The sequence below is a fragment of the Bacillus sp. ISL-41 genome, assembly GCF_018613235.1.
Classification (GTDB): Bacteria; Bacillota; Bacilli; order Bacillales; family Cytobacillaceae; genus Mesobacillus.
Genome location: NZ_JAGGQP010000012.1, coordinates 75,017 through 98,082, shown reverse-complemented (window position 1 = coordinate 98,082; position 23,066 = coordinate 75,017). Strand labels below are relative to the sequence as shown.

Here is a 23,066-nt window from a genome sequence, read left to right as displayed (position 1 = left end):
ACTTGCCATGAAAAAAGAAAATTACCTGGGCGTCGATGTTTCGCCTTATAATTACGAAGAAATCATTGCAGACCTGCGTGAACGAATGAAGGCAGGCCTGCAATCCACGATAATCGCAGTCAACCCTGAAAAGGTCATGGCCGCTGAAGAAAATGAAGAGCTCCGCCAGCTGATCAATTCATCAACCTACCAGATTCCGGATGGAGTAGGAATTTTGCTTGCCTCGAAAATGAAGGGCGGCAAAATTTCCTCCCGCGTGACTGGTGTCGATATGATGGACAGGCTGATCCGCTTTGCCGCCGAGGAAAATCATAAGGTCTTCCTTTATGGCGCAAAAGAAGAGGTCGTCACAACAGCGAAGCAAAAGCTTGAAGAAAAATACCCGGGCCTTGTGATTTCCGGCTACGAAAATGGGTATGAAAAAGATAATGACAAGATTGTCGATAAAATCAACGCTTCAGGAGCTGAATTGCTGTTCGTCGCGATGGGCAGCCCGAAGCAGGAGCTGTGGATCCGCGAGAACATGGGCAAGCTTAACGTAAAAGTATTCCAGGGAGTCGGCGGAAGCTTCGACGTCTTCTCAGGAAAAGTCCAGCGCGCGCCATTATTTTTCCGCAAGCTCGGCATCGAATGGCTGTACCGCCTATTAAAAGAACCAAAGCGATTCAAGCGCCAGCTCGCATTGCCAAAATTCCTTGCAAGGATCTTGACCGCAAAATAATACAGAACCAAAATAAGGCTTGAACTAACTATTCAAGCCTTTTAAATTGCCCAAAATTGTAAATACTACTTTAAACACAAGCAAAACCTGTTTATAATTTAAAAAGTCAGACAAATTTCGTCAAAAACCTGCACTTATATCATCTATGTCGATTAAGCACGAGAAAGGAATTTTCGAATGAACTCGTTAACCTGGAGAGATTTTCCGTTCATCTTTATTGCCCTGCCGGTTCTCGTAGTGGCTTTGTTGTTCCCCGGCACGATTACAGGCCTTGGGGCAGCAGCTGTTTTAGCTCTATATGCTCTTGTATCACCTAAAAATGGACTTTTAATGCTGCTATTGTATTTCCCGACTAGACCATTTTTAATAGAAATCAACCCATCATTAAAAATAGTCGGAGATCTCATCATCCTGGCCACGTTCGCAAATGTGGCATTTACAGCGATTCGCACCGGCAACTTCAAAAGTCTGTTCAAGTTCCAAATCTTCGAGTGGGCCTTCTTCGGCTTCCTTGCAGTCGGAGCCATATCAGCTTTCATCACAGGCGTTGAACCAGGAGTCATCATTTTCCAGATTCGCGCATTCGTTATTACTTACATTGTTTACTACGTTGTAAAACGTCTTGATATCACAAAGGAAGACATCCTGAAATTCCTTTGGACGACATTTATTATGGCAATACTCCTCAGTCTCCATGGACTTGTGGAAAAAATGTCGCTCCGTTCCTATCTGATGCCGGAAAAATGGGTCGGCCGTTCGCTTTCCTATAATAACCGCGTCCGCATCTACGGACTGATTGACAATCCGAACGTACTGGCAGTGTATCTATCATTAGCCGTCATGCTCACGATTTATTTAAAGCAATTTGTCGCGGGCAAAACAAAGCTCATCCTCAATATCGGGATGATTCTGATGTTTGGTATCATCACCCTCACATACTCGAGGGGTACATGGATTGGATTTATCATTGCCCTGGCCGTATACCTGGCTGTTTCGAAAAACTGGCAGCGCACAGGCAAACTTTTTGTTGCTGCAGTTCTGTCGATCATATTAATCAACATTCCTGTGACACAAGCGACGAACTATTTTAAAAATGCTGGAGTTGGTGAGAATATCCAACGCAATGTAACTCCTGAAGATCCAGGAGAAGAAGATGAGCCTTCCGATGAAGAACGACGCATGAAGGAAACTTTCGAAATGTCCACCGTTGAGCTGAGTAAAACAACCGGACGTCTTTTCATCGTCAATAAAGGCTTTGAAATTTTCAAAGATCACCCAGTAATCGGTACGGGTTTCGCAACCTTCGGTGACTCCGCGGCAAAAGGCAACGGCTCGCCTATCTACGATGACTATGGAATTGAGAACAATATCTACTCAGATAATCAATATATTCAGATCATCGCCCAAACAGGGGTTGCAGGTGTCATCCTGTTCGCAGTCTTCCTTCTGGGAATGCTTTTCTTCCTCTGGAAAAAGCGGAAAGACACCAGCCTCGCAACGGCTGTGCTTGCTGTCCTGACCGGTGTCTATGTCGTAGGCGTTCTCTACAATATCTGGGAAGACAAGACATTCACAACTTATTTCTTTATGATGCTCGCAGCCATCACGCACGGCATCAATTATAAAGGGTGGGGAAAAAATGAAAGTCCTTCATCTCATTAGCGGCGGAGAAACAGGTGGTTCCAAAAACCACCTGCTTTCTTTATTGAAGAACCTGAAAGAAACAGAAGTCTTCCTCGGAGTTTTCCAGGAAGGGAAGCTATCGGAAGAAGCAAGGCAAATGGGGATTCCGGTCATCATGTACGGCCAGTCCTCCCGCTACGATTTTTCCGTTATCGGTAAAATCAAACAAACGATCAAAGACAATCAGATTTCAATTGTCCAAACACATGGCCCGCGCGCCAATTTATTTGCCTATTTCGTACGGCAGACGACTCCGTTCAAATGGATCAGCACCATCCACAGCGATCCGTCCCAGGATTTCATCAAGGGTGGCATCAAAGGCAAAATTTTCACAACGATCAATATGACTGTCATTAAAAAGATCGACCATTTTTTCGCCGTTTCTGAACGCTTCAAGCAAATGCTTGTCGGCTTCGGGCTGCCGGCTGAAAAAATCACCACGGTCTATAATGGCATTTCCTTTGACGAACAGCTGGAATGCAAGCTGTCACGGGAAGAGATTCAACTAAAAGAAGATGATTTTGTCATCTGCATGGTCGCAAGGCTGCATCCGATAAAAGGACACACTGTCGTGTTCGAAGCACTGAAAAAAGTGTTGGCAACAAAGCCAAACGTAAAAGTTCTGCTGATCGGTGACGGTCCGGAAAGGGAAGACCTCGAGCGCGAAGTCCGAGACAAGGGGTTAACCGAAAACGTCCGCTTCCTTGGCTTCCAGCAGGATGTCCATTCCTATCTGTGCCTTTCAGATATCAAGTTACTCGCTTCATATAGTGAAAGCTTTCCGCTAGTCATCCTCGAAGCGGCTCGTGCGCATACACCGGTTATCTCCACCGATGTCGGCGGAGTGAAGGATCTGATTTCCGATCCATCCTTGGGCTGGGTCGTGCCAATCAAAGATTCAGCAGCACTGGCAGGAGCCATTACCGAAGCGTACAAAACAACGAACCTTCCAGAACTCGGGGATAACATGTACGAAAAAGCATCCAGGCTCTATTCCATCGACCAGCTGGCAAACAGCACTGAAGAAACTTACAAAAAAATTTAAGCATACTCCCGAAGATACACTCATAGTTATATCTTTGTGGGCCAAAAACATGTAGGGAACCCTGCATGTTTTTTGTTTGGGAAAAATTTTTAGCATTAGATGAAACTTTTATCCTGCTAATTCCGTCTTAGATTATTGGAAACAATTACTATGTTAATTAGACAATAATCTTCCATGGTAAATCTTCCATATTCAGAATAATAGTAGTATAATGAAAAAGTGTTGTGGCTGGTAAATAGCACACAAACAGGATGTGTTTGCTAATTTACTAGCAAAAAATATTTTATAGGTAGAAATTTGTAAAAAAAGGTTGAAATCTCAACCAAGTTTGGTAAAATAGTGTACATGTATAGTGAAACTATTTTCGTCTGTCGAATTTTATAGTCTGAGAGTTTATGATTTTCCGTAATACATAGACAGTGAAAACGGACTCAGGACAAAAGGTTGGCAGAGGAGATAGACTATAAAACTTTACAACACGTTTAATCTGGATCTTACCAATCCGGAGGCAACAAGAAAACTTTATTTACAAAACAGGGAGGAAACACAAAATGGCATACCAACCAAAGTCTTACCGCAAGTTTGTAGCTACTGCTGCAACAGCAACTCTAGTTGCATCAGCTGTAGCTCCAGCTGCACTAGCTGCATCAAGCTTCACAGATGTAGCACCAAAGTACAAAGAGGCAGTTGACTACCTTTTTGACAAAGGCATCACAAACGGAAAGACAGAAGAGCTTTTCGGAACTCACGACAACATCAAGCGCGGCGAACTAGCTATCTGGTTAACAAGAGCTCTTGGTCTTGAAGAAGCAGCTAAAGAAGCAGCTCCATCTGGTTTCGCAGACGTTGCTGGAACTTACTATGATGGATATGTTTCTGTGCTTAAAGAAGAAGGAATCCTAGACGGAAAATCTTCTAAAGAATTCGGAGTAAACGACTACCTTACTCGCGGACAAATGGCTAAATTGCTTTCAAACGCATACGGCCTAGTTTCTGAAGAAGAAGCTCCATTCGAAGACAAAGGCCAGTGGGCTGAATTCATCGATGGACTTTATGCATACGGTATCACTCAAGGTAAAACTGAAGATACTTTCGGTTCTTCTGAGTATATCAAGCGTGGAGATATCGCGATCTTCTTATTCCGTGCTGACACACTACCTGTTGAAGGCACACCTGAATTCGACTACGAAGGCGAATTAGAAATCGCTCTTGAAAACGGTGCAGAGTTCACTGTTCCTGAAGTAACAGCTGTTGACACTGAAGACGGAGACATTGACGTTACTACTGTTATCACAGACGCTGAAGGCAATGAGCTTGAAGCTATCGATACAAAAGTTGCTGGAACTTACACAATCACTTACACAGCAGAAGATGCTGATGGTAATGTATCAGAACTAGTTCTTACAGTTGAAGTTGCTGAAGCTGAATTCGTAGCTCCTGCAGTTGAGAGTGTAAGTGCGAATAACCTTAAAGAAGTATCTGTAAAATTCAATAATGCTGTTTCAAAAGCAGATGTGAAAACAACTGATTTTGCAGTTAAAAATAATACAGTAGCAGCTGTAACTCTTTCTGAGGACAATAAGACAGCTGTTTTAACTTTAACTACAGAAGTAGCACAACAATCTGATGTGGAAGTTACTGCAAAGAAATCAATTAAGTTTGAAAATGGCGTAGCTCTTGAAGAAGATGTTGTAAAAACTGTAAATGTTACAGATGTTACTATTCCTGTTGCTGAATCTATCACTCTAACTGGTCCTAACACATTTGAAGTGAATTTCAGCGAGCCAGTTAAAGCAGTATCTCCTGAAGTACTAATCAACAATGGTATCTATGGTGTTGCTGAAAGAACGCTTTCTACTGACGGACGCACATTAACTGTAAAATTAAGCGCTTCTTCATTAACTGAAGGATCTTACGAAGTTAAAGTAAGTGGATACTCTGACTACGCTAACTTTGCTGCAATGAGCAAAACTTTCACTTTAGAGTATAAGAAAGACCTAACTGCTCCAACTGTGGAATTGGTTTCTGCTTCACAAAGCGAAGTAGTAGTAGAATTTGATAAAGCTGTAACTCAAAAAGGTGGAGCTGCGCTTACAAAGGACTTCTTCTACCACACTTACTCTGCTTGGAAGCCAGTTGCTGTTGAAACAACTGACAACAAGAAATTCACTCTTAAATTCTCTGATTCAGATGCTGCTACACAAGACTTCATCTTACCTGAAGGTAATGTAACAGTAACTGTATTAAAATCAGTTGGTGACGTACCAGTTGTAGACATGTGGGGCAATGCTGTCGCTTCTGATACTAAGTTAGAAGCTACTGTATCTGCAGACAAAGTAGCTCCAACTGTAACTAAAGTTGAAGCTAAAGCTGAAAACCAAGTAGTAGTCACTTTCTCAGAGAAAATTGACATTGCAACTGCAAAATTTGCCATCAAAGATTCTGAGGGTAAAGCTATTTCTCAAACAATCGCTACTCCTGTAGCTTTTGATAACGAGAAGTTAACTGCTACATTGAACCTAAGCTCTAAATTAGCTGGTGGAACTTACACAATTGAAGTAAGTGATGCAGTTGATACATCTTTATCTAAGAACAAAATCACTGCTGTAACAGTTCCGTTCACTGTTACTGACAAAACACCTATTGACCTAGCTTCAGTAACAGCTAAAGTTGTAACTAACGAAGCTGCTAAGGAACAATATATTTACGTAACATTCCCAGAAGCAGTTGCTACATCTGGTGCTAACTCTGCACTTAACAAAGATAACTACCTTGTTGGTGGAGCTGCACTTGCAACTGGAGATAAAGTAGAATTGTTCGGCACAGACAACAAGCGTGTTAAAATCACTGTTAAATACCGTGGTGAAACTCCTGCTGCTGTTGTTACAGCTGGAACTACTGAACTTACAATGGGTCGTATTGCTGATGCTGCTGGTAATGTAAATGCTGCATTATCTACAGATAAAGTAATAACTGCTGATACTGCACCAACTACATTCACTGCTGAAGCTATTGGCTTGAACAAACTTGAGTTAGTATTTAATGCTGAACTTAAGACTGTAACTGCTGATGGAATCGAAGTTGATGGAAGTGATGCTGACACTACTAAAACAACTGTTGCAGCTATTGATAAAGTAGAAGTTAAAGATGGCAAGACTTATGTAACAGTAACTGTTAAAGCTGAAGAAAGTTTAGCTAACAAGTCTACTACTGAGCTAGACAAAATGTCAGTTGCTATCGTTGACAATAAATTAGAAACTATCACAGGTCAAAAGCTAACAAGCGTTACAGCAGTTGCAGCTGGATCTGTAACAGATGCTATTGCACCTGAACTTGAATCTGTAGATCCAATCACACTAGCACGTACTTCTGATATTCAAGCAGTTATCACAGTTGATTTTGATGAGAATCTTGATGCACTGCATACTCTAGCTGCTACTGACTTAGTATTAACTGATGCTAACGGTAAAGTTTATGTTGCTGGTACAGATTATACAGTTGCCCTTAATGGAACGGATAATTCTAAGCTGGAAGTTACTTTCACTGCTGCAGATAAAGCAACACTAGATAAGCTAAATGGAACTAAGTTCTCTGTTGCTACAAAGACTACAGTAAACTATCTAGATGATGCTGCAGAAAATGTTATTAAAGCATTTGAAGCAAAGCAGACTAAAACTGCTTTAACAGAAGCACCAGTAGTTACTCCTTAATAAAAATAAACGAAACGTTACTTTATAAACTTACTTTGTAAGTGAAAAAAGTCAAAAAACACCTCATGCTTTACTTCATGGTTAAATTCATGAGGTGTTTTTTTGAACTATTGTTACCATATTATAGGTGAAATTCCTATACATGCTAAATAGTTAGGGGCATGTACCTAATCCTCCTGCATCCAGTGAGGTACTAACATGCCAAAGGGATGAAGTCAGGTGAAGTCGTACTCATAAAAGTTGAGGCGGGGTTCCATAAAAGGTGGCTATGGTTAGGAGACGAATCCATGTTTAGGCAGGGTGAGGTAGTGTACATTAAGAATAGCTAGGAGTTTAATGTGCATCCTTAAATCTGAAATGGTTTATAGGGGATCAGCGAATTAACTATTAACCTGGTCTTTCTCATTCCTGAATAGTGGAAACCTAAGGTCATCAAAAAGAGGGATGGTACCAATGGAACGTTTGAAGTCTTGCTAGAAGAGGTGGGTTAGCACCAATGAAGCTAGCAGGATGGCGGCGCATCCGTAGTAGTGTTGATCATCTGCCGTTTAAACCTCTATGGTAACATAGGGAATAGGGCAAAACAGATGGGAGCGAAGGGATGCAGTCAGTAGTAGATTCTCTAGACGAATTATTTCCCCAAATAATGTCGTTCTTAAAACAAAATAGAACCAATCAGAAATGATTGGTTCAATTTTTTGGATTTTATATAGGTATTTAGTATTGTTATATACTAAACTTATATAGGGAGAATTGAACTATTGATAGCACGCCGTGTGCGCTGAAAGGCGCACGCACGGTGTAGGCCCGGAACGAAGGCTGAAATATTCAGTATAAGTCGGGAATAGCGATGTTGCTGTAGTAACAAATGAAACACAGTTTTTAGCTGCGCTAGCAGATTCTAGTATCAATGAAGTGATTCTAAACGGAAATGTTACACTTTCTAGTCATGTTAATATCACACGTACAGTAACTATTGATGGTAATGGAAATTCTTTAAGCAAAGGACTACAAATCAGTGCAAACGATGTGGTTATTGAGAATGCATCTATTACTCCGTCAGAATTCTACCCAGGTTGGTTTTATGGAATTATGGTTGGAGACGTTACTGGTGTAGTCATTAGAAACAATGTTATCACTGGTAATAATTCTGACGAAATTGGAATTAGTGATATTACAGGTAACAGCAATGCTGAAATTACAATTACAGGTAATACAATTAGCAATTTATGGACTGCAATCCTAATTGATAGTGCTAATACAGATGCTACTGTAACAGGTAATAACATAAATGATGCTAAGCATGGTATTTATGTTTCTCAAGCACCGACTGCGGATGTAAGCATTTCTTCTAATACAATTAGTAACCCTAAAGCATTAAGCGATGGTTCAGCTGGAGATGCTATTTCTGTTCCTAATGGAACATTGGCTGCTGATGTTACAGCTATCCAGACTAACAATACGTTTACTGGTGTTGCAAGCGGTAAAGAAGTTGTAGTCCTACAACCATAATAGGGTTTATCTATTTGGGAGACTTAGATAAGCTTGGGTTTGGCTTCAGTGGACAAAATTCTATCAATCTAGAACACTTGTACAATTTAAAGTAGAACGGAATAAGGCGAGAATGGTGGGGAAATAACCGTTCTTGCCTTATTTTTAGGTTATAATAACTGAAAGTTATGAATTTTTATGATTGTAAAAAAGGGGGATGTGAGAATAAATAGAATATTTTTTAAAGGAAATTGTCAAAGAACGGGCAAAGAGGTGTTGATTAACACCTCAATATAAATTCCAAGGAAGAATTAATCGATAGAGTTTTATTGTAAGCTTGATGCCATTTGAGCATTTGTTTGACCGTATTCTTTTTTAAGTTCTGAATTAACTCTAAAAATACAATAAATTCATTGCCTTGATTTTTGAATGTTTTTTCATAAAGAACTTTTAACCATTTTGGCATTTGTCGTATTTCTCGTGATTAGTCAAAACCGTCAGATTTATGTTGAAGCTTACTAAGTATGTTCCATACTCGGTATTTCTTTTGTTTTTTTCCGTAGCATCGCGAATATTTCGCTAGTACATTCTCATCATCTAAGGTTACTAGTCTAACGATACGGTCTGTGTATCGAACGATGACCTTTTCTCCTTTATATTCTTCTGGTGCGGAGTAGAAGTTGCCATCGAAAGATACAAGGGTATTATTCCTTACGCATTTCACTTCTTCTTGTGTATAGACGAAATGTTTCTTAGGCGCAGTGGATTTTAAGCGATTTTCATGTTGAAGTAAATTTATGATAGTATCATTTTTCTCGTGGTGTTTTTTTGCATTCAGGCGCTCGAAGGTTGTATGTATCTTCTCTTATAAGTAAGCAAGAGAAGCAAAGCCTGAGTAATGTGCAAAAAGCTCAGTCTTTAATGTTTTAACCGCATTTTCTACGGTATCCTTTTGATTTGGTCGATAAGGTGTACAAAGCCTTACTTCTATACCATAATGAATCTCAAGTTGTTGAAAGAGCTTTGTAAGTTGTGATTGCTCTTCGCAATACTTCTTATGACGTGCCGCAATCTTCATATTATCAATGAGCAGTATAGGATAAACTCCGCCTATATGTTTTGTGAATGCAATAAAAGCTTTAACAAATGAGCGACCATCCATTTTTTCGGTCACGTACACATAGCGATAATTACTATACGGCAAGGCAAAGACAGCAAAACAGACGGTCCTATTCATACCATTGATTATTATTCTTTTCGTTCCCCAGTCAAATTGAACCATTTGCCCGGGTTCATGGAAGATATCTAGGTAACTTTCTTTTAACCGATTACGTTCCAATCGAATCCATTCTTTTGCCTTAGAGAAACTGATCCTATATCCATCATCAAATAACTTTTCATGTAATTGCTCATTAGTAAAATTACTCTTCCTCTTTTCTATTGCTAGATAAAAACGAATTCGTTGCCGTGCCATTTCTTCTATTGGCTCATATTTAGATTTTCTTTCTTGAGGAACGAATTGAGTTGAGCCTGTTTCTTTGAATAATTTACTACGATGATTAACAGTTGTTAAACAAGCATCTACTTGTTTAGCAATCTCTCTTTGGGAATACCCTACAAGCGTGAGGTCTAGAATTTGTGACTCTTTTGTACGTGATAATACCATGATTACCATCTCCAGTTCTTTAGTTTTCGGCTCTATTAAAGCCCAATGGTGATTTTTTTAACATCCTGTTGATTGTAGTGGAAGGGGCGTACATTCCTACAGAATTTGTTAAAAACTATCAAATACTGTAGATGAAATGGTAGGTATTAGCAAGTGCTTTGGGAGATTTTGTCGATGCATCCTTTTACCCTTAATAAATTTACTAGTAAAAAGAATTAAATGAGAATTGGGACATGAGGACGGTTCTTGTGATCACTTCTCACCGGGCCGACACAAAAAAACGAGCAGGAGAACCCCTGCTCGTTCTTCAATTAAATCTGCAACAAGGATATATCGCTCGGGTGCATCGCCAATGAAATCAAAGAGATACCAGGTGGTGACGGTTAGTATGGCGTGAGGTTTAGGAACGATCACTGTTCTGTCATCAACATCAACAATGCTTACTTTTCTTACCTTGTACGTGAATTCTCCTGCATCTGTCGAGACAACGAGCAAATCATCCTAGCCAACATTGCCAAGCTGGCGGAAAACTGTATCATTATCTATATTAGCACAAACTACTTATGGGGGGAGAAAACCCAACGGGTGGAGATTGGACCTATGGATTTTTCACAAGGATTTGGGATATTACCGATAAATATTCCTCATCAACATCACGATTTACTATTTATACCGGTTCTACAGACATTAAAGTTTCAAATTAATAACGTTTTCGGAGGTGTTAGATGAACAGGAGGCTCTTTATTTTAACAATTTTTTGCTGTATATTATTAGTTGCTTGTTCGGAGAAGTATACCTTTACTGGGACTGTTGTTTCTAAAAAGCAATTAAATGAAAATGGCCATATTATGCTAGTTATAAAGAATATAAATAGTAGTGAATTAAAAAACAAATCAATAGATGAATTAATAGACCTTGCTTCCATAGATAATAATGGTATGAATTTTTATATCGATAAAAAAACATATGAACAGGTCGAGGTTGGGAAAAAAGTTGAGGTCATATACTCTGGCCCAGCGCAAGAATCTTTACCTCCTAAAGTGAGTGCGAAAAAAGTGAAGATTATAGACGAATAGAATCAAAAGGGATTCAAGTAATGCTTGGATCTCTTTTTGAGTAATTATTCCGTACATGAAAAGTTTCATAAAAAAAGCTCCCTGATCAGAGGAGCTTTCTTCATTGATCATGCAATTGGACTGTAGCAATAATCAAATGTAACGCTCTATATGATTCAGGGAACCATATAGGATATTCCTAATGCAAAGCCGACTCGACTCTGTTCCGAAGTAGGAAGAATATCTTTGTCATTATAATTATAACATTGAATTTACAATGTAAACTAGATTCATTTAGTGACACGTACATTGTGTTTGAAAATGGAATTGTGATTAAATATAAAAAAGAAGTAAAAGATGATAATTAAGGGAGGTGGATAAGGTTTTTCCAAACCAGAACACATGGACAATTAAAAATAGAACAAAACTAGGCGGGGATGGTCAAAAAAATGACTGTTCTCGTCTTTTTTCTTACTGTATTATGACTGAATAATTAGAAAATACAAAAGGATAAAAAAAGGGTTGCGAGAAGAAAATTGCGATTTTTTAAAAGCACAATTATTTTGTCAAGGAACAGATGAGTGATTGTTAGTACCTAGAAACGAATTCAAGTGCCGAATCAACCGTCAAGGTTTTCTTAAATGCGTGATGCCAGTTTAGCATTCGCTTGACCGTATTCTTTTTCAAGTTTTGGATTAACTCTAAAAAGAAAAAGAACTCATCAACTTTATTGTTGAACCCTTTTTCGTATAGATGCTTTAGCCATTTTGGCAATTGCCTTTTTTCTCTTGATTGGTCAAAACCGTCTGATTTATGTTGCAACTTATTCAATATATTCCATACACGATATTTTTTCTGGTTCTTCCCATAGCATCGTGTATATTTAGCTAAGACTTGGTTTCCATCTAACGTAACAAGTCTGATTGTTCGATCTGTGTATCGGACGATAATTTTCTCACCTTTGTATTCCTCTGGAGCGGAGTAGTAGTTACCATCAAATGCAACCAGACTATTATTCCTTACACTTTTTATTTCTTCTTGGAAAAAAGCCATATGTTTCTTTGGAACAGGAAATTTATACCGATTTTCGTGTTTAAGTAAATTGATAATCGTATCATTTTTTTCATGATGTTTCTTTGCATTTAAGTGATTGAAGACTTTATGTATTTCTTCTTGTAATTCATTAAGAGACGCAAAATCTGCTTGATAAGCAAATAAGTGTGTTTTTAAAGTTTTGACTGCATTCTCTACTGTTCCCTTTTGATTTGGCCGATAAGGGGTGCAAAGTCGAACTTCTATATTGTAATGTTGTTCAAGTTTTTGAAACAATGATGTCAGTTGCGTTTGTTGATCACAATATTTTTTATGACGAGCTGCAATTTTCATATTATCAATTAGAAGAATAGGATGGACTCCACCGATGTGTTTGGTAAAGTCAATAAATGCTTTTACAAAGGAACGGCCATCCATTTTTTCTGTGACATACACATAGCGGTAATTGCTATATGGAAATGCAAAGACTCCAAAGCATACGGTACGGTTCTTGCCATTAATTTTTATTTTCTTTGTTCCCCAATCAAACTGCACCATTTGTCCCGGTTCATGAAAAATATCAAGATAGCTCTCCTTTAAACGATTCCTTTCTTGACGTAGCCATTCCTTTGTTTTTGATTTTGTAATAGAAAATCCATCGTCTATCAATTTTTCATGTACTTGTTCGACTGTAAATCGATTCCTTTTTGTTTCAACTGCTAGGTAATAGCGAATGCGCTGTCTAATCGTTTCTTCAATTGGCGGATACCTAGACTTACGTTTAGATGAAGTAAGTTTTGTAGAACCTATTTCTTTGAATAACTGTACACGATGATTAACAGTAGCTAAACAAACCTCTACTTTTGCTGCAATAAATCGCTGAGAGTGACCTGCCAGAATAAGATCAAGAATTTGTGATTCTTTTGTACGTGATAATGCCATTTATACCATCTCCATCTACTAATTTATGAAACTAGTAAATAAGTTATAGGAGATGGAATGTATTGGCAAGCGATTTGGGGTTTTTCTATAACTAATAGTGGCTAATTGTTGATTGATTGGTTATGATGAATGTGAAGTTAGAATGAATTAGGAGGTATCTTTTGGTGATTTTGATTCAGGCAGATTATGAGACAGCTGAACGTATTGGAGCTTCGGGTACATTTCAGGTGATATCAATAACAGTTGATGATGTAGACTATACAGGTAAGATTGATCAAGGCAAACATTATCATTCAGGGGAAGAGTTAGAAAGGAATATAGGCTCTCATGCTTAGTTCCTTTTTTCTTTGCTATAATAATCAAAAAAAAGAGACGAGGAACTAAACATGAGAGAAAAAGCCCGCATTCAAAGGATCTTGTCATTGCTCGACACCGTCTGGCTGCAACAACCCGACGTTCGATTTAACCAGCTTATTTCAAATTTGCAACATATGTACACAGTACAAAACGAAGGATACGGAAAAAGAAAAATGAAGGAACAGGACTTTTGGGGTAAGGAAGTGGATTCCAGTTACCTTGATTTTTTCTATCTCGAAGATACCGAATGGGAATCATTTTTAGAGTCGATAGTTGAAATGGAGAAAGTGCATAAAGAAGTAACGGAGAAAAATAAAAATGATAATCGCCAAAATGAGATGGTAGATAATATTATAGCGGTAAGTAAATTAATCCTTTTAAATAAAACAGTTGATGAAATTGCTGAAGCACTAGCAGTATCACCTACTTACATTGAGAACATTAAAGCAGAATTGTTGGAAGGAACTTCTTTAGAAAAGTTGCAGAAGGAATTTGCAGAGTACAAAAAGATTCGTGCTGATGATTATGAATAGATTTATTGAAAATGTTTTAGGATTTCAAAAAATGTAGCCCTTGTTCCGATTTTGAAGATGAAACTAGGGCTATTATTTATCCTTCTTGAACCATTTATTCCATAATTCGTGAAACAACACATTTCGTTTAATCATGACTGCATAACCAAAAGCCAAACCTACAATTGTATATGGATATATGGGTAGTCCAGCAATTAGATTGGCAATCATCACGTATGTTAAGGCTACTGGTAGGCAGATTCCTAGAATATTGGCGTATAGCATTAGTTTGTTGAAGTCCACTTATTTAACCTCATCTTTCTCTTTTACTTCAAATGATATCAATCTAAATCTTCATCTAGCTTCACAAGGTTGCACATTCTTTTGGAATGACAAAAGCGGTGAATAACTCTCCTAAACCGTCTGCAGGTTGATTTTTGAATGGCTATAATGAGCGATGTGTTAGTAAAGCCTAAAGGAATGGCATGTTCACCAGAATAGGTTGCATGTAATTGGTCCATATATTTGCCTCTTGTTCATCCGCATCCACATGCCTTTTCTTCTAAGGCAAGGTTAAAGATATCGTGATATTGCAAACAGAGTAACAGCTTCATCCAGTACTTCTCCTTTCCATGAATACCTATCTTATTTCATCATAACGGCTCAAGGAAAAAATAAAAAGCCTTCGATTGTAAACTTGGTTAAAAAAGAGGGATGTTGAAGGTAGAATAATAGTATAAGATCTTTTTTTAAACTTTCTTTTAAAAATTATTAATCTAACTGCCTTTTGGGCGAAGTATTTTTGTAAAAATCATCGGTATGGATGTTTGGCGAAACTATTGCTGACATTTGTTTCGGTGTTTTTTTATATTAAAACAATATGGAGGGATTTTAATGCAACAGTATGATGTTGTTCGTTCTACAGGTGAAAGAGATGAGAAAATAGCAGTGATTGATGCGTTGTCATTAGAAGAAGCGCACGCAATCGCAAAGGTTCGTTTTCAAGAATCGATCAAAGCAGGAGAGACGTTGTATACGTTTCAATCGGTGGGGACTTTAAAGTTTGATGAAAATGACCGATTTATTTTACCACAAGGACAAATGATGAGTATTCAGAAGTGGGAATAGATCTAACAATGTAAAAAAGGAGCATGGCTGTAGTAACGCCACGCTCCTTTCATTTTATTTATTCTAAGTGAAAGAAATGTAAATACCATCTTTCTATTCCATCTGCATTCCAATAATAGTGAAGCGTGATGTACCCTTTTTGATTTTGGATGACTGTTTTACGATAGAATTCAGGTGTAATGCCGATAATATAGGGAATAATGGGATCATCAATGACTTCCCAATAAAATAAGTGGTTTTCTTCAAATTCATCTACATCGACTTCATAATGTGAGTGAAAGCAATTTAAATTGTCCAACACATAATTGAGTAGCTTTCCATCATTCCCGAAAAATTCGTGAGACTGAAAACCGCTCAAGTCATCATATTTTAAACCGATAATTTTTTGTCTCATGCGATAATCAATCGAATTATCAATCATTTGATGTAACATATATTCTTCAATCATTTTTTTATTTCCTCCTATGGTGTGTTAGCTGTCTAGGACAAAACTTCCTAGACAAGTTTTAATACCGTCTTCGTGTTAATTGAGGCTTATTCAAATAAAACCAGTCTAAAAATGCGTGTGCTTTCTGGTAAGCTTCAGAAAAGGGTATGCCTTCACTTAACCCTTTTATATGTGTAGCCTTGCCGCTGACATCAAATCTACAACGGTAGACATCTACTGTTTCATCTGGATTTCGTTCGATCAACAGATGTCCGTTTAAGCTGTATTGATATTGGTATACCTCTCCAAAATGAGCAACCAGCCAGCCACGGCTTTTAGCAAACTCGTTGTTGAGTATTCTTAATTTTAAATTCTTTTTTATTTCATCGATATTTGGTAGTGGGATAGAATTGTTTGTGTCGAGATAAACTTCTCCATCCACTACCCAACAGTCGATATCGTGAAGGTCAAGATAATATAGAATTTCAGTGATGGTCATTGTTCTTGCACTACTTTATTTATATTTTTGATGCAATGTTGTATCATGTGTTATAGGCTTATTTTCAGTTTTGTTTTTAGGGAGATTAGGAACGGCTAGGTTTCTAGGTCTCCCTTCTTTTTTCTCTTTAATTTCAATTGGTAGCGCTGTATTAGGTGGATTAGGGTCAAAATTCATTAGTTGAAACAATGAAGGATTTACGTAAAAAAATTCTTTTCTACCAAGTTTCCCACCGAGTACACGTTGAATATAAGAACGGGATTCCAGTACATATAAGACCCGATTAAAATACTCTGCTAACTTAAATCTACTTCTCGTTAATTGCCAGATGTCCTGTCTGCTAATTATGAGTTCTTGTTTTTCAAGTACCTTCTTTAATAAAAACTCCGCATTAACGAGTAATTGATTTTGGTTCATAATGCCAAACGCTTTTTCCGCATGAGCAATAAAATAATCTTTTAGTTGAACGGCTTTGACCAACGTTTCTATATCAATCGTTGTTGGGATATCTTCCGCGCATGTAGCTGTTTCTGCATAAGTAGAAACGTGTAAAAGCCCTGCAATTCTCACCAGTTGTCCGACTAATTTGCCTCCCCATGCCTTTAAACAGTCATTTAATGTTCCTCCTTCTCGAAAGTTCACCTCTACTTTTGCGTTCATTTTTAAAAATATGTCTTCCGCTTGTTTATCAAAGGTTAATGCAATAGGTTTCTGTGTAGAGAAATTCAACATTTTCTTAATTAATGCCATATAGCGATCCCTTGTACCTTTTGGAACGGGAGAAGCAAAAATATCACGATAACCCATAAAATCTTGTGGTATGGAAAACAGGAAACGCGGAATCAATCCACGATCATTTATTTTAGCTGGCATACTTTGAATCACAGTAGGTTGAGCTGATATACAAATCGTTAGCAATGGGTTATCAAGTCTCTCAGTGGGCCTAGTAACTCTGTCTACACGAAGATGATCGCCGCTATAACTTTTTAAATACACATCTAAATTATCATGGTCTTTACCTTTTAATTTAAGTTTTTCAAATAAGTCTCCTTCTGACGACATGATGGCTATTTTTTCCTCATTTTCTTTTAGTCTAGCGACAATGATTTCTTCCGTAGCATTATCAAGTAACAAAGATGGTAAATGTAATGTAGGGATTTTTTCTAGCTCAGTCACCACTTCTCTGATTTCTTCCTTGATTGCCGGATCGTTTGTTTTACCATAATCATTTTGAAGTTTCTCAATCCGTTTTTCTAAGGCTGCCCGCTCTGCATTTCTCTTTTCCACTTCCGATTTCATCTTATCGATAAGATCATTTTCATACAAATAGACAGGTTCAGTCATCGCATTGAATACAGCAGATTTCCGATTAGAAGATTCAAGTAACACTGTTGTGAAAGTGTTTAACGGTTCCTTCCAGCCCTCCTTTGGCGCGACAATAAACTTGTTCGTTAAAGCAGTTGAAAGAACCCCAAATGTGCAAAAAGCCGCTAAGTCTACGGGGGTTTGGGTGAAATGAGCTACAGAATCAATCATTTCTTTTATCGTTGGAGGGAATATGCCACTATCAAACTCGGGAAGGGCATACGTGTTAAATGGGATGGGAATATCCCATTCTAGTTCGTTCTCATTGTGATTCATTTTAGAATTTTCATTTTCGTTTAAGGCTGAAAGAACATCATGGAATAATGTTCCCCCAGAACCCAGTGACGTTTGCTTCACGTTTTTTCGCATTTCCGCCTTTTCCTCTTCGATTCTCTCCATTTTAAATACTGGTATGTTGTCTTCATAATTCATAAGTGTTAACCTTCCTTTCTGGTTGAAAATCTTAAATATGATAGCAGTGGTTTTTTGCTATTCGAATACATTTCCATCACTTTTTATTGAAAAAAATTTTTTCAGTGATGGAGAGAAGTGATCCCAAGCCTTCCTAAACCCCCTAATAACTCAAAACGCTTGCTGCAACAATGTTTTCAATGGGGATAGCCATTTCCCTAACAAAACCTAAATCCCCTAAAACATATCCATTAAATGAAACATCATCTAATGCGAAAATCATTTTATCTTCAGATTTTCATATTTGAATAGGTTTGATAAAAAAATGTGAGAAAAAAGAGAACAAACGATAATAGAGAGGCAAACAAAATAGTCTTTCAATGTTCAAATGATAGTGAATCTATTAAAATAACAATAGTTATTAAAATATAACCTGATGTTAGAGGTGTTTGTTGTTGGAATGGGAATAAGAAAAACAACTGAACAATTTAAGCAAGAGGTATTTTCACTTGTTGGCGAGGAATACGAAGTGTTAGGTGAATATGTGATGGCTCATAATAAATTGGCAATGAAGCATGTACGATGTGGATTTGTTTATCCTGTAACACCTAATAAGTTTTTGGGAGGTAGAAGATGCCCAAAGTGTAATAGGGGATATACGATGACTACGGAGGAATTTAAAGAGCATATTTACGAACTGACAGGCGAATCGTATAAGGTGGTAGGAGAATATAAGCTGATTGATCATCCAATTGAGATGCAACATGAAAGTGGCTATACGTGGAACGCAATCCCTAGTTGTTTTCTTGCTGGTTCTCGCTGTCCTCGATGTGCTGTGCAGGTAATCTAAAAATTACACAAGAACAGTTTGAACGAGAAGTACTTGATTTAGTAGGAGAGGAATATAAAAATATAGGCGAATATGAAAATACAGATACACCAGTGGCAATGATTCATCATGCGTGTAGTCATCGTATTCAGATATCGAGGTCAAAGTTTTTAGCTGGCAATCGTTGTCGTTATTGCTATCTTGAACATAAAGGCGAAGATCAGCGAAAAACAACCGAACAATACATAGAGGAACTAAAAGCGATTTCAGATAATGCATTTAAGGTTGTAAGCGAGTATTTGGGAGCCTATCATCCGATTAAAATTAAGCACAATGAATGTGGTCAAACGTTTGAACTATCTGCTGCTCGAAATATGTTAGTGCATCCCTATTGTCGTTTATGTAGTGACGGGGAATCGAATGGTGAAAAGTTAGTAAGAAAAGAGTTAGAAAGAAGACAGTGGCATTTTAAGACACAATATCGTTTTGTAGATTGTCGAGATCGTTATCCACTTCCATTTGATTTCGCGGTGTTTTCGCCTGAAGAACAATTACAATTCTTAATTGAATACGATGGGCATGGTCATTTTCAAGCGGTTGAGATTTATGGTGGTGACGAAGGATTTGAAGATCGGAAAAGGAAGGATCAGTTAAAAGATGATTACTGCAATGACACAGGGGATTTTGTTATTGCGAATTTCCTATTTTGAGAATAGGAAAATAGGTATGATGATTGATCAGTTTGTTGCTCAGCATCAATTGGTAATGGAGTAAGCTTTGCATGATGACCTTTGCTATAAACGGTAAGGGTCATTTTTTATAGTGTCTAACATTCGTTACCATAGGAAAAATTCTTGTGCCAAAAATGTATTGGGTATTGATAGTAAAGGATTGTAAATGGTATCTAATCTTCGTTACGAACATTGTTTACCTTGACGATATGTAAGTAAGCCATTCACACATGGAATGACTACTGTGGTAAGAAAAGGTTTACTGAATGAAACTTTCAATCTATGAATATTTTCTCAATAGCTGCACGAGATTACGATCTGCATACTTTAATGGTTTGACGAGTGGAATGAGTTTTGTCTCTTTGATTCGTTTCTTTACGAGGTCATCTGTTAGTATTCGTTTGACAATATTCTTTGATCTCTTGATGCCATCCCCAAATCGTGAACGACTAGAGAAGGAATCGTCTGCGATAATGATGCACATAAAATGATGCTCAGATGGATTGTTTTTCGCTAATAAGGCATATTTAAATACCTTTTCGACTATTGTGTCAATCTGTTCAGTACCCGTGTCTAACTCGATATTAATAAAGATTTCCTTTTCTGTGCTAGGTTTTAGACGGATGATCCAATCTGGCTTCACAATCGTCATGGTTTTACCAGATTGCTGACTGCTGGAGTTGCTTTGACTCATATATTTGGCGATTTTGGAATGATAAGCACCTTGATTTTGATGATGGAGATTTCGCGTGTCGGGTATCCATTCTTCATAGGGAAAAGCAGCAGGAGAATGGGAGAAAAGGTTCTCATTATATATCATTCCATATTTTTTCACTTTTCCATCAAGGGAAGTCATCATCTTTCTATTTAACGAAAATAAAATATTCAATGTAGCCTGCTGTGTCGCTAGATAGTGAATCACATTTTTCTTCTGATTGAATTTATAAATTTTCTGCTTAGCGTAAGATGGATCAAGCATCTTTTGTTCGATAAGTAAATCAATTCCCTTGCTTCCGATATACACATATTTAAACCGTTCTCCTTCAAAGCCATTGCTATAAAAATCACTTCGAATTAATTTATACTCTTCCCATTTTCGCAAGCGGTTCTTAAAACTGTATTCTTGCATCTCCTGCTTAAACAGAATTGTCGCCACTTGATAAAGCTGTTGAACCGTCAGCATTCTTTGTTGCTCTAAAAAGACTAATATTTGAAGGTCATTGGAAGCCAGTTCTAACCGTTGACGATTTCCTTTTTTTAATATGATTTTATCTGTCATCTTGATTTCTCCTTTAATTGTGGTGGTAAAAATGGTCTTTGAAATTGAACACCTTTTCAGAGGCTTCATTCGCTTATATAGTCGGCTTATAAAAAGCGGAGTGAATCGTTGCCGTACCTGCAAGTAATCCACTTTCCGAAGTAATCAGGTTAAAAGCCTCCATTTGTGCCGTATGAAGTTCATTACTTAGGTGTTCCATAAATCATTGTATCTGCTAATTACGAGGTTTCTAGATGAGAGGGAAAGTTGGTTTTGTATCGGTGCTGATGAGTACGAACCGTCATTGTGGGAATAAGATTTTTTACTTAGATAGTTAGAGAATTGTAGCTGGGTTTATCAAGGTAAACACACAAAGTAATCAAACTATTTTTTTAGTTTACCTATTAAAACCGAATAAAACCGAAGCTATACTATTTCAAATGCTAGATAAACAAAAATAAAAAGAAGGAGCAGTCAAGATGACACCAGAAGAATTAGTTGAAAAATTAAACACGGAGAAGATAGATGTGAGGGAGCTTAGCATACAGTATGGATTAGCAAAAAGGACATTAGAAAATCGACTTGCAGATTTTGATTACCGACAGGATGCAAGCGGAATTTGGGATTATGTAGGGGGATCCGAATAAAAAGGTGACTGACATTGATATTACGAGAAAAGGAAGAGTGAGTAGACTAGAAAAGAAAAGGGAGACAGTAAAGGTGGCTACTGTGAACAAGCAAGGTGTGGATCTCTTTACTGCCATTATGCAAATGCCAAAAAGCGAATCTGTCACACGTGCTTATAAGACAGACAAAAAGATTGATGCAAATTTCAAGCAGATTGCATCAGAAACTAAATTACCGATTCATCTATTACATTCTCTTGCCCTTCTTGAATTTGTAGAGAAGTATGAACCAATCATTGAAAAGGTAAAATTATCATCAACAGCAAATGAATAAGCCGAGTCCCCAACTGTTTTTAGTTTACTAGCTTAACAGTTGGGGATTTTTTAATTTTCAAACTCTCATTTGCAAAAAGTGTGTAATCGTTTATACTTAATATAACAATAGTTAATAAATTTTAACAAGGAAGTAAAAGCACAGAGGCGAACATGATGCAGCCGAGAAAATTGAAACGAGTAGTGATTAAAATACCGACTGGGAGACTGACTGCGACTTCTGATAAATGTCTTTTCAAGAGTGTGACGGCAGCTGATTGATTGTTGTGGTAAAGGAGGACCATTCAACAGTTGGCATCATCTGTCCTTGTTTGGAACAAAGACAGCTCATGCGTAAAATTCAATCGGCTCGAATCCCTGATGACTATGCAAAGGCGACAGTGAAAGAATTCAATCCTACCGTTTATACGGATGAGATCAATGTCGATAAGGCAAAGTATGCGAAAAAAGTAGCGGTTTGTTTCGTGGGAAAATACCATGACTTGCAAGAGCTGGGAAAAGGCTTATATTTTTATAGTAATGTGAAAGGCTCTGGAAAAACCCATTAGGCTATTAGTATTACGAATGCACTCATTCAAAAGTACAATATCCAGCCGCTCTATATTTCATCAGTGAATCTGTTAAGTGAAATTAAGAAAACATTCCATCCAACCGCTAAGACGACAACTTACGACTTACTGGCCTCCTTTAAAGAAGCAGAAGTACTAGTCCTTGATGATTTTGGTGTTGAAAAAGCGACAGAGTGGTCAGAGGAAATTTTAATAGAAATACTTGAAGAACGAATGAATTACAAGCGGCTAACGATTATCACATCTAACATTCCCACTGCTCAATTAAGTACAAAATATCCAGCCGGGAGAATCGAAAGTCGAATCGAAAAAATGACATTTCCTGTATCAATGCCTGAAGAAAGCGTTCGAAGACTACTCTCCAAAAAGGAAAACGATCAAATTGCCGAAATGTTTTTTGAATAACCTATTCGAATAGAAAATAGGTTGTGATAAAGTTGTGTTTATTAAGAGAAGCAAATGAAAAGGAACGTAAAAATCTTTTCAAAAAAAAGTTTGCCAAACCTCTTAAAATATAAAAATGTGATGGTATCGTTTTAATAACAACAGCAAAACACAAGCAATTGACCATAAAAAATTTTTGAGAAAAAAGTGTTCAATGCTCTTAAAAAGAGAACTGGTTGCTGTTAAAGTATTGTGTGTACAGGCATTCTTGAGAAATTTCATATAACGATAC

21 protein-coding genes and 2 pseudogenes are annotated in these 23,066 nt (G+C 37.6%); 15 read left to right on the top strand and 8 right to left on the bottom strand.

Going from position 1 to position 23,066, the window contains the following annotated elements:
- Nucleotides 1-7 precede the first annotated feature (7 nt).
- The 5 genes and pseudogenes from J7I80_RS05915 to J7I80_RS05895 form a co-directional block, all read left to right on the top strand.
- Nucleotides 8-721: a WecB/TagA/CpsF family glycosyltransferase gene (locus J7I80_RS05915; RefSeq protein WP_214736549.1), complete on the top strand. Its 714-nt coding sequence runs from the start codon at nt 8-10 to the stop codon at nt 719-721.
- Between the two features lie 177 nt (nt 722-898).
- Entirely contained in the window at nt 899-2,383 is a 1,485-nt protein-coding gene (locus tag J7I80_RS05910) for an O-antigen ligase family protein (protein WP_214736548.1), read from the top strand.
- Nucleotides 2,361-3,449 (top strand): glycosyltransferase family 4 protein, encoded by a 1,089-nt coding sequence (locus J7I80_RS05905; RefSeq protein WP_214736547.1) that lies wholly within the window; start codon nt 2,361-2,363, stop codon nt 3,447-3,449. The genes J7I80_RS05910 and J7I80_RS05905 overlap by 23 nt, the downstream gene beginning before the upstream one ends.
- Nucleotides 3,450-4,000: 551 nt before the next feature.
- Nucleotides 4,001-7,159 carry an S-layer homology domain-containing protein gene (locus tag J7I80_RS05900; RefSeq protein ID WP_214736546.1) on the top strand — a complete coding sequence of 1,053 codons (3,159 nt, stop codon included), beginning with the start codon at nt 4,001-4,003 and terminating at the stop codon, nt 7,157-7,159.
- 867 nt (nt 7,160-8,026) lie between these two features.
- Nucleotides 8,027-8,671, top strand: a pseudogene (locus J7I80_RS05895) (right-handed parallel beta-helix repeat-containing protein); the annotation flags it as partial.
- Between the two features lie 463 nt (nt 8,672-9,134).
- On the opposite strand, the gene J7I80_RS23625 reads toward J7I80_RS05895, so the two are convergent.
- The 3 genes and pseudogenes from J7I80_RS23625 to J7I80_RS05880 form a co-directional block, all read right to left on the bottom strand.
- A complete protein-coding gene (locus J7I80_RS23625; protein WP_483297686.1) occupies nt 9,135-9,449 on the bottom strand; it encodes a Mu transposase domain-containing protein in 315 nt (104 codons plus the stop codon).
- A 66-nt stretch (nt 9,450-9,515) separates the two neighbouring features.
- Complete coding sequence (locus tag J7I80_RS05885; protein ID WP_214736543.1) at nt 9,516-10,316, bottom strand: DDE-type integrase/transposase/recombinase; 801 nt, start codon at nt 10,314-10,316, stop codon at nt 9,516-9,518.
- Between the two features lie 252 nt (nt 10,317-10,568).
- Nucleotides 10,569-10,853 (bottom strand): annotated as a pseudogene (locus J7I80_RS05880) (sortase domain-containing protein); the annotation flags it as partial.
- Between the two features lie 188 nt (nt 10,854-11,041).
- Between J7I80_RS05880 and J7I80_RS05875 the strand changes: the two are divergent.
- The gene (locus tag J7I80_RS05875; RefSeq protein WP_214736542.1) at nt 11,042-11,392 is read left to right on the top strand and encodes a DUF3221 domain-containing protein; all 351 of its coding nucleotides are present in this window, start codon (nt 11,042-11,044) and stop codon (nt 11,390-11,392) included.
- Between the two features lie 567 nt (nt 11,393-11,959).
- Here J7I80_RS05875 and istA read toward each other — a convergent pair.
- On the bottom strand, nt 11,960-13,345 hold the full coding sequence (gene istA, locus J7I80_RS05870; protein WP_214736541.1) for an IS21 family transposase: 1,386 nt from the start codon (nt 13,343-13,345) through the stop codon (nt 11,960-11,962).
- Nucleotides 13,346-13,506: 161 nt separating this feature from the next.
- Between istA and J7I80_RS05865 the strand changes: the two genes are divergently transcribed.
- The 3 genes from J7I80_RS05865 to J7I80_RS05855 all read left to right on the top strand — a co-directional run bounded on the left by J7I80_RS05865 (nt 13,507) and on the right by J7I80_RS05855 (nt 15,342).
- Entirely contained in the window at nt 13,507-13,680 is a 174-nt protein-coding gene (locus tag J7I80_RS05865) for a hypothetical protein (protein WP_214736540.1), read from the top strand.
- Between the two features lie 51 nt (nt 13,681-13,731).
- The gene (locus J7I80_RS05860) at nt 13,732-14,235 is read left to right on the top strand and encodes a hypothetical protein (protein ID WP_214736539.1); all 504 of its coding nucleotides are present in this window, start codon (nt 13,732-13,734) and stop codon (nt 14,233-14,235) included.
- An 873-nt stretch (nt 14,236-15,108) separates the two neighbouring features.
- The gene (locus J7I80_RS05855; protein ID WP_214736538.1) at nt 15,109-15,342 is read left to right on the top strand and encodes a hypothetical protein; all 234 of its coding nucleotides are present in this window, start codon (nt 15,109-15,111) and stop codon (nt 15,340-15,342) included.
- Between the two features lie 58 nt (nt 15,343-15,400).
- Here J7I80_RS05855 and J7I80_RS05850 read toward each other — a convergent pair whose 3' ends face one another.
- The 3 genes from J7I80_RS05850 to J7I80_RS05840 are packed head-to-tail and all read right to left on the bottom strand — an operon-like array spanning nt 15,401 to nt 18,065.
- On the bottom strand, nt 15,401-15,790 hold the full coding sequence (locus J7I80_RS05850) for a hypothetical protein (RefSeq protein ID WP_214736536.1): 390 nt from the start codon (nt 15,788-15,790) through the stop codon (nt 15,401-15,403).
- A 58-nt stretch (nt 15,791-15,848) separates the two neighbouring features.
- Complete coding sequence (locus J7I80_RS05845) at nt 15,849-16,268, bottom strand: hypothetical protein (RefSeq protein WP_214736534.1); 420 nt, start codon at nt 16,266-16,268, stop codon at nt 15,849-15,851.
- A 15-nt stretch (nt 16,269-16,283) separates the two neighbouring features.
- Nucleotides 16,284-18,065 (bottom strand): YfjI family protein, encoded by a 1,782-nt coding sequence (locus J7I80_RS05840; RefSeq protein WP_214736532.1) that lies wholly within the window; start codon nt 18,063-18,065, stop codon nt 16,284-16,286.
- A gap of 640 nt (nt 18,066-18,705) precedes the next feature.
- Between J7I80_RS05840 and J7I80_RS05835 the strand changes: the two genes are divergently transcribed.
- Together J7I80_RS05835 and J7I80_RS05830 are read left to right on the top strand one after the other, a co-directional pair.
- Nucleotides 18,706-18,894, top strand: coding sequence for a hypothetical protein (locus tag J7I80_RS05835; protein WP_214736530.1), 189 nt, complete (start codon nt 18,706-18,708; stop codon nt 18,892-18,894).
- On the top strand, nt 18,873-19,583 hold the full coding sequence (locus J7I80_RS05830) for a hypothetical protein (RefSeq protein WP_214736528.1): 711 nt from the start codon (nt 18,873-18,875) through the stop codon (nt 19,581-19,583). Before J7I80_RS05835 ends, J7I80_RS05830 begins: the two co-directional genes overlap by 22 nt.
- 301 nt (nt 19,584-19,884) lie before the next feature.
- On the opposite strand, the gene J7I80_RS05825 is transcribed toward J7I80_RS05830, so the two are convergent.
- Nucleotides 19,885-20,883, bottom strand: coding sequence for a replication-relaxation family protein (locus J7I80_RS05825; RefSeq protein WP_214736526.1), 999 nt, complete (start codon nt 20,881-20,883; stop codon nt 19,885-19,887).
- Nucleotides 20,884-21,341: 458 nt separating this feature from the next.
- Here J7I80_RS05825 and J7I80_RS05820 point away from each other — a divergent pair, with 458 nt between their 5' ends.
- The 4 genes from J7I80_RS05820 to J7I80_RS05805 all read left to right on the top strand — a co-directional run bounded on the left by J7I80_RS05820 (nt 21,342) and on the right by J7I80_RS05805 (nt 22,795).
- Entirely contained in the window at nt 21,342-21,509 is a 168-nt protein-coding gene (locus J7I80_RS05820) for a hypothetical protein (RefSeq protein WP_214736524.1), read from the top strand.
- A gap of 4 nt (nt 21,510-21,513) precedes the next feature.
- On the top strand, nt 21,514-21,822 hold the full coding sequence (locus J7I80_RS05815) for a hypothetical protein (RefSeq protein WP_214736522.1): 309 nt from the start codon (nt 21,514-21,516) through the stop codon (nt 21,820-21,822).
- A 256-nt stretch (nt 21,823-22,078) separates the two neighbouring features.
- A complete protein-coding gene (locus J7I80_RS05810; protein WP_214736519.1) occupies nt 22,079-22,369 on the top strand; it encodes a hypothetical protein in 291 nt (96 codons plus the stop codon).
- A 63-nt stretch (nt 22,370-22,432) separates the two neighbouring features.
- Entirely contained in the window at nt 22,433-22,795 is a 363-nt protein-coding gene (locus tag J7I80_RS05805; protein ID WP_214736518.1) for a P-loop NTPase family protein, read from the top strand.
- Nucleotides 22,796-23,066: the final 271 nt, after the last annotated feature.

What these genes read in the sequence shown, in the direction of transcription:
- J7I80_RS05910 (WP_214736548.1), top strand. Translation starts at nt 899, where the DNA reads ATGAACTCGTTAACCTGGAGAGATTTTCCGTTCATCTTTATTGCCCTG.
- J7I80_RS05885 (WP_214736543.1), bottom strand. Translation starts at nt 10,316, where the DNA reads ATGGTATTATCACGTACAAAAGAGTCACAAATTCTAGACCTCACGCTT.
- J7I80_RS05875 (WP_214736542.1), top strand. Translation starts at nt 11,042, where the DNA reads ATGAACAGGAGGCTCTTTATTTTAACAATTTTTTGCTGTATATTATTA.
- J7I80_RS05915 (WP_214736549.1), top strand. Translation starts at nt 8, where the DNA reads ATGAAAAAAGAAAATTACCTGGGCGTCGATGTTTCGCCTTATAATTAC.
- J7I80_RS05860 (WP_214736539.1), top strand. Translation starts at nt 13,732, where the DNA reads ATGAGAGAAAAAGCCCGCATTCAAAGGATCTTGTCATTGCTCGACACC.
- J7I80_RS05850 (WP_214736536.1), bottom strand. Translation starts at nt 15,790, where the DNA reads ATGATTGAAGAATATATGTTACATCAAATGATTGATAATTCGATTGAT.
- J7I80_RS05900 (WP_214736546.1), top strand. Translation starts at nt 4,001, where the DNA reads ATGGCATACCAACCAAAGTCTTACCGCAAGTTTGTAGCTACTGCTGCA.
- J7I80_RS05905 (WP_214736547.1), top strand. Translation starts at nt 2,361, where the DNA reads ATGAAAGTCCTTCATCTCATTAGCGGCGGAGAAACAGGTGGTTCCAAA.
- J7I80_RS05825 (WP_214736526.1), bottom strand. Translation starts at nt 20,883, where the DNA reads ATGACAGATAAAATCATATTAAAAAAAGGAAATCGTCAACGGTTAGAA.
- istA (WP_214736541.1), bottom strand. Translation starts at nt 13,345, where the DNA reads ATGGCATTATCACGTACAAAAGAATCACAAATTCTTGATCTTATTCTG.
- J7I80_RS05835 (WP_214736530.1), top strand. Translation starts at nt 18,706, where the DNA reads ATGACTACGGAGGAATTTAAAGAGCATATTTACGAACTGACAGGCGAA.
- J7I80_RS05830 (WP_214736528.1), top strand. Translation starts at nt 18,873, where the DNA reads ATGTGCTGTGCAGGTAATCTAAAAATTACACAAGAACAGTTTGAACGA.
- J7I80_RS05820 (WP_214736524.1), top strand. Translation starts at nt 21,342, where the DNA reads ATGACACCAGAAGAATTAGTTGAAAAATTAAACACGGAGAAGATAGAT.
- J7I80_RS05855 (WP_214736538.1), top strand. Translation starts at nt 15,109, where the DNA reads ATGCAACAGTATGATGTTGTTCGTTCTACAGGTGAAAGAGATGAGAAA.
- J7I80_RS05840 (WP_214736532.1), bottom strand. Translation starts at nt 18,065, where the DNA reads ATGAATTATGAAGACAACATACCAGTATTTAAAATGGAGAGAATCGAA.
- J7I80_RS05845 (WP_214736534.1), bottom strand. Translation starts at nt 16,268, where the DNA reads ATGACCATCACTGAAATTCTATATTATCTTGACCTTCACGATATCGAC.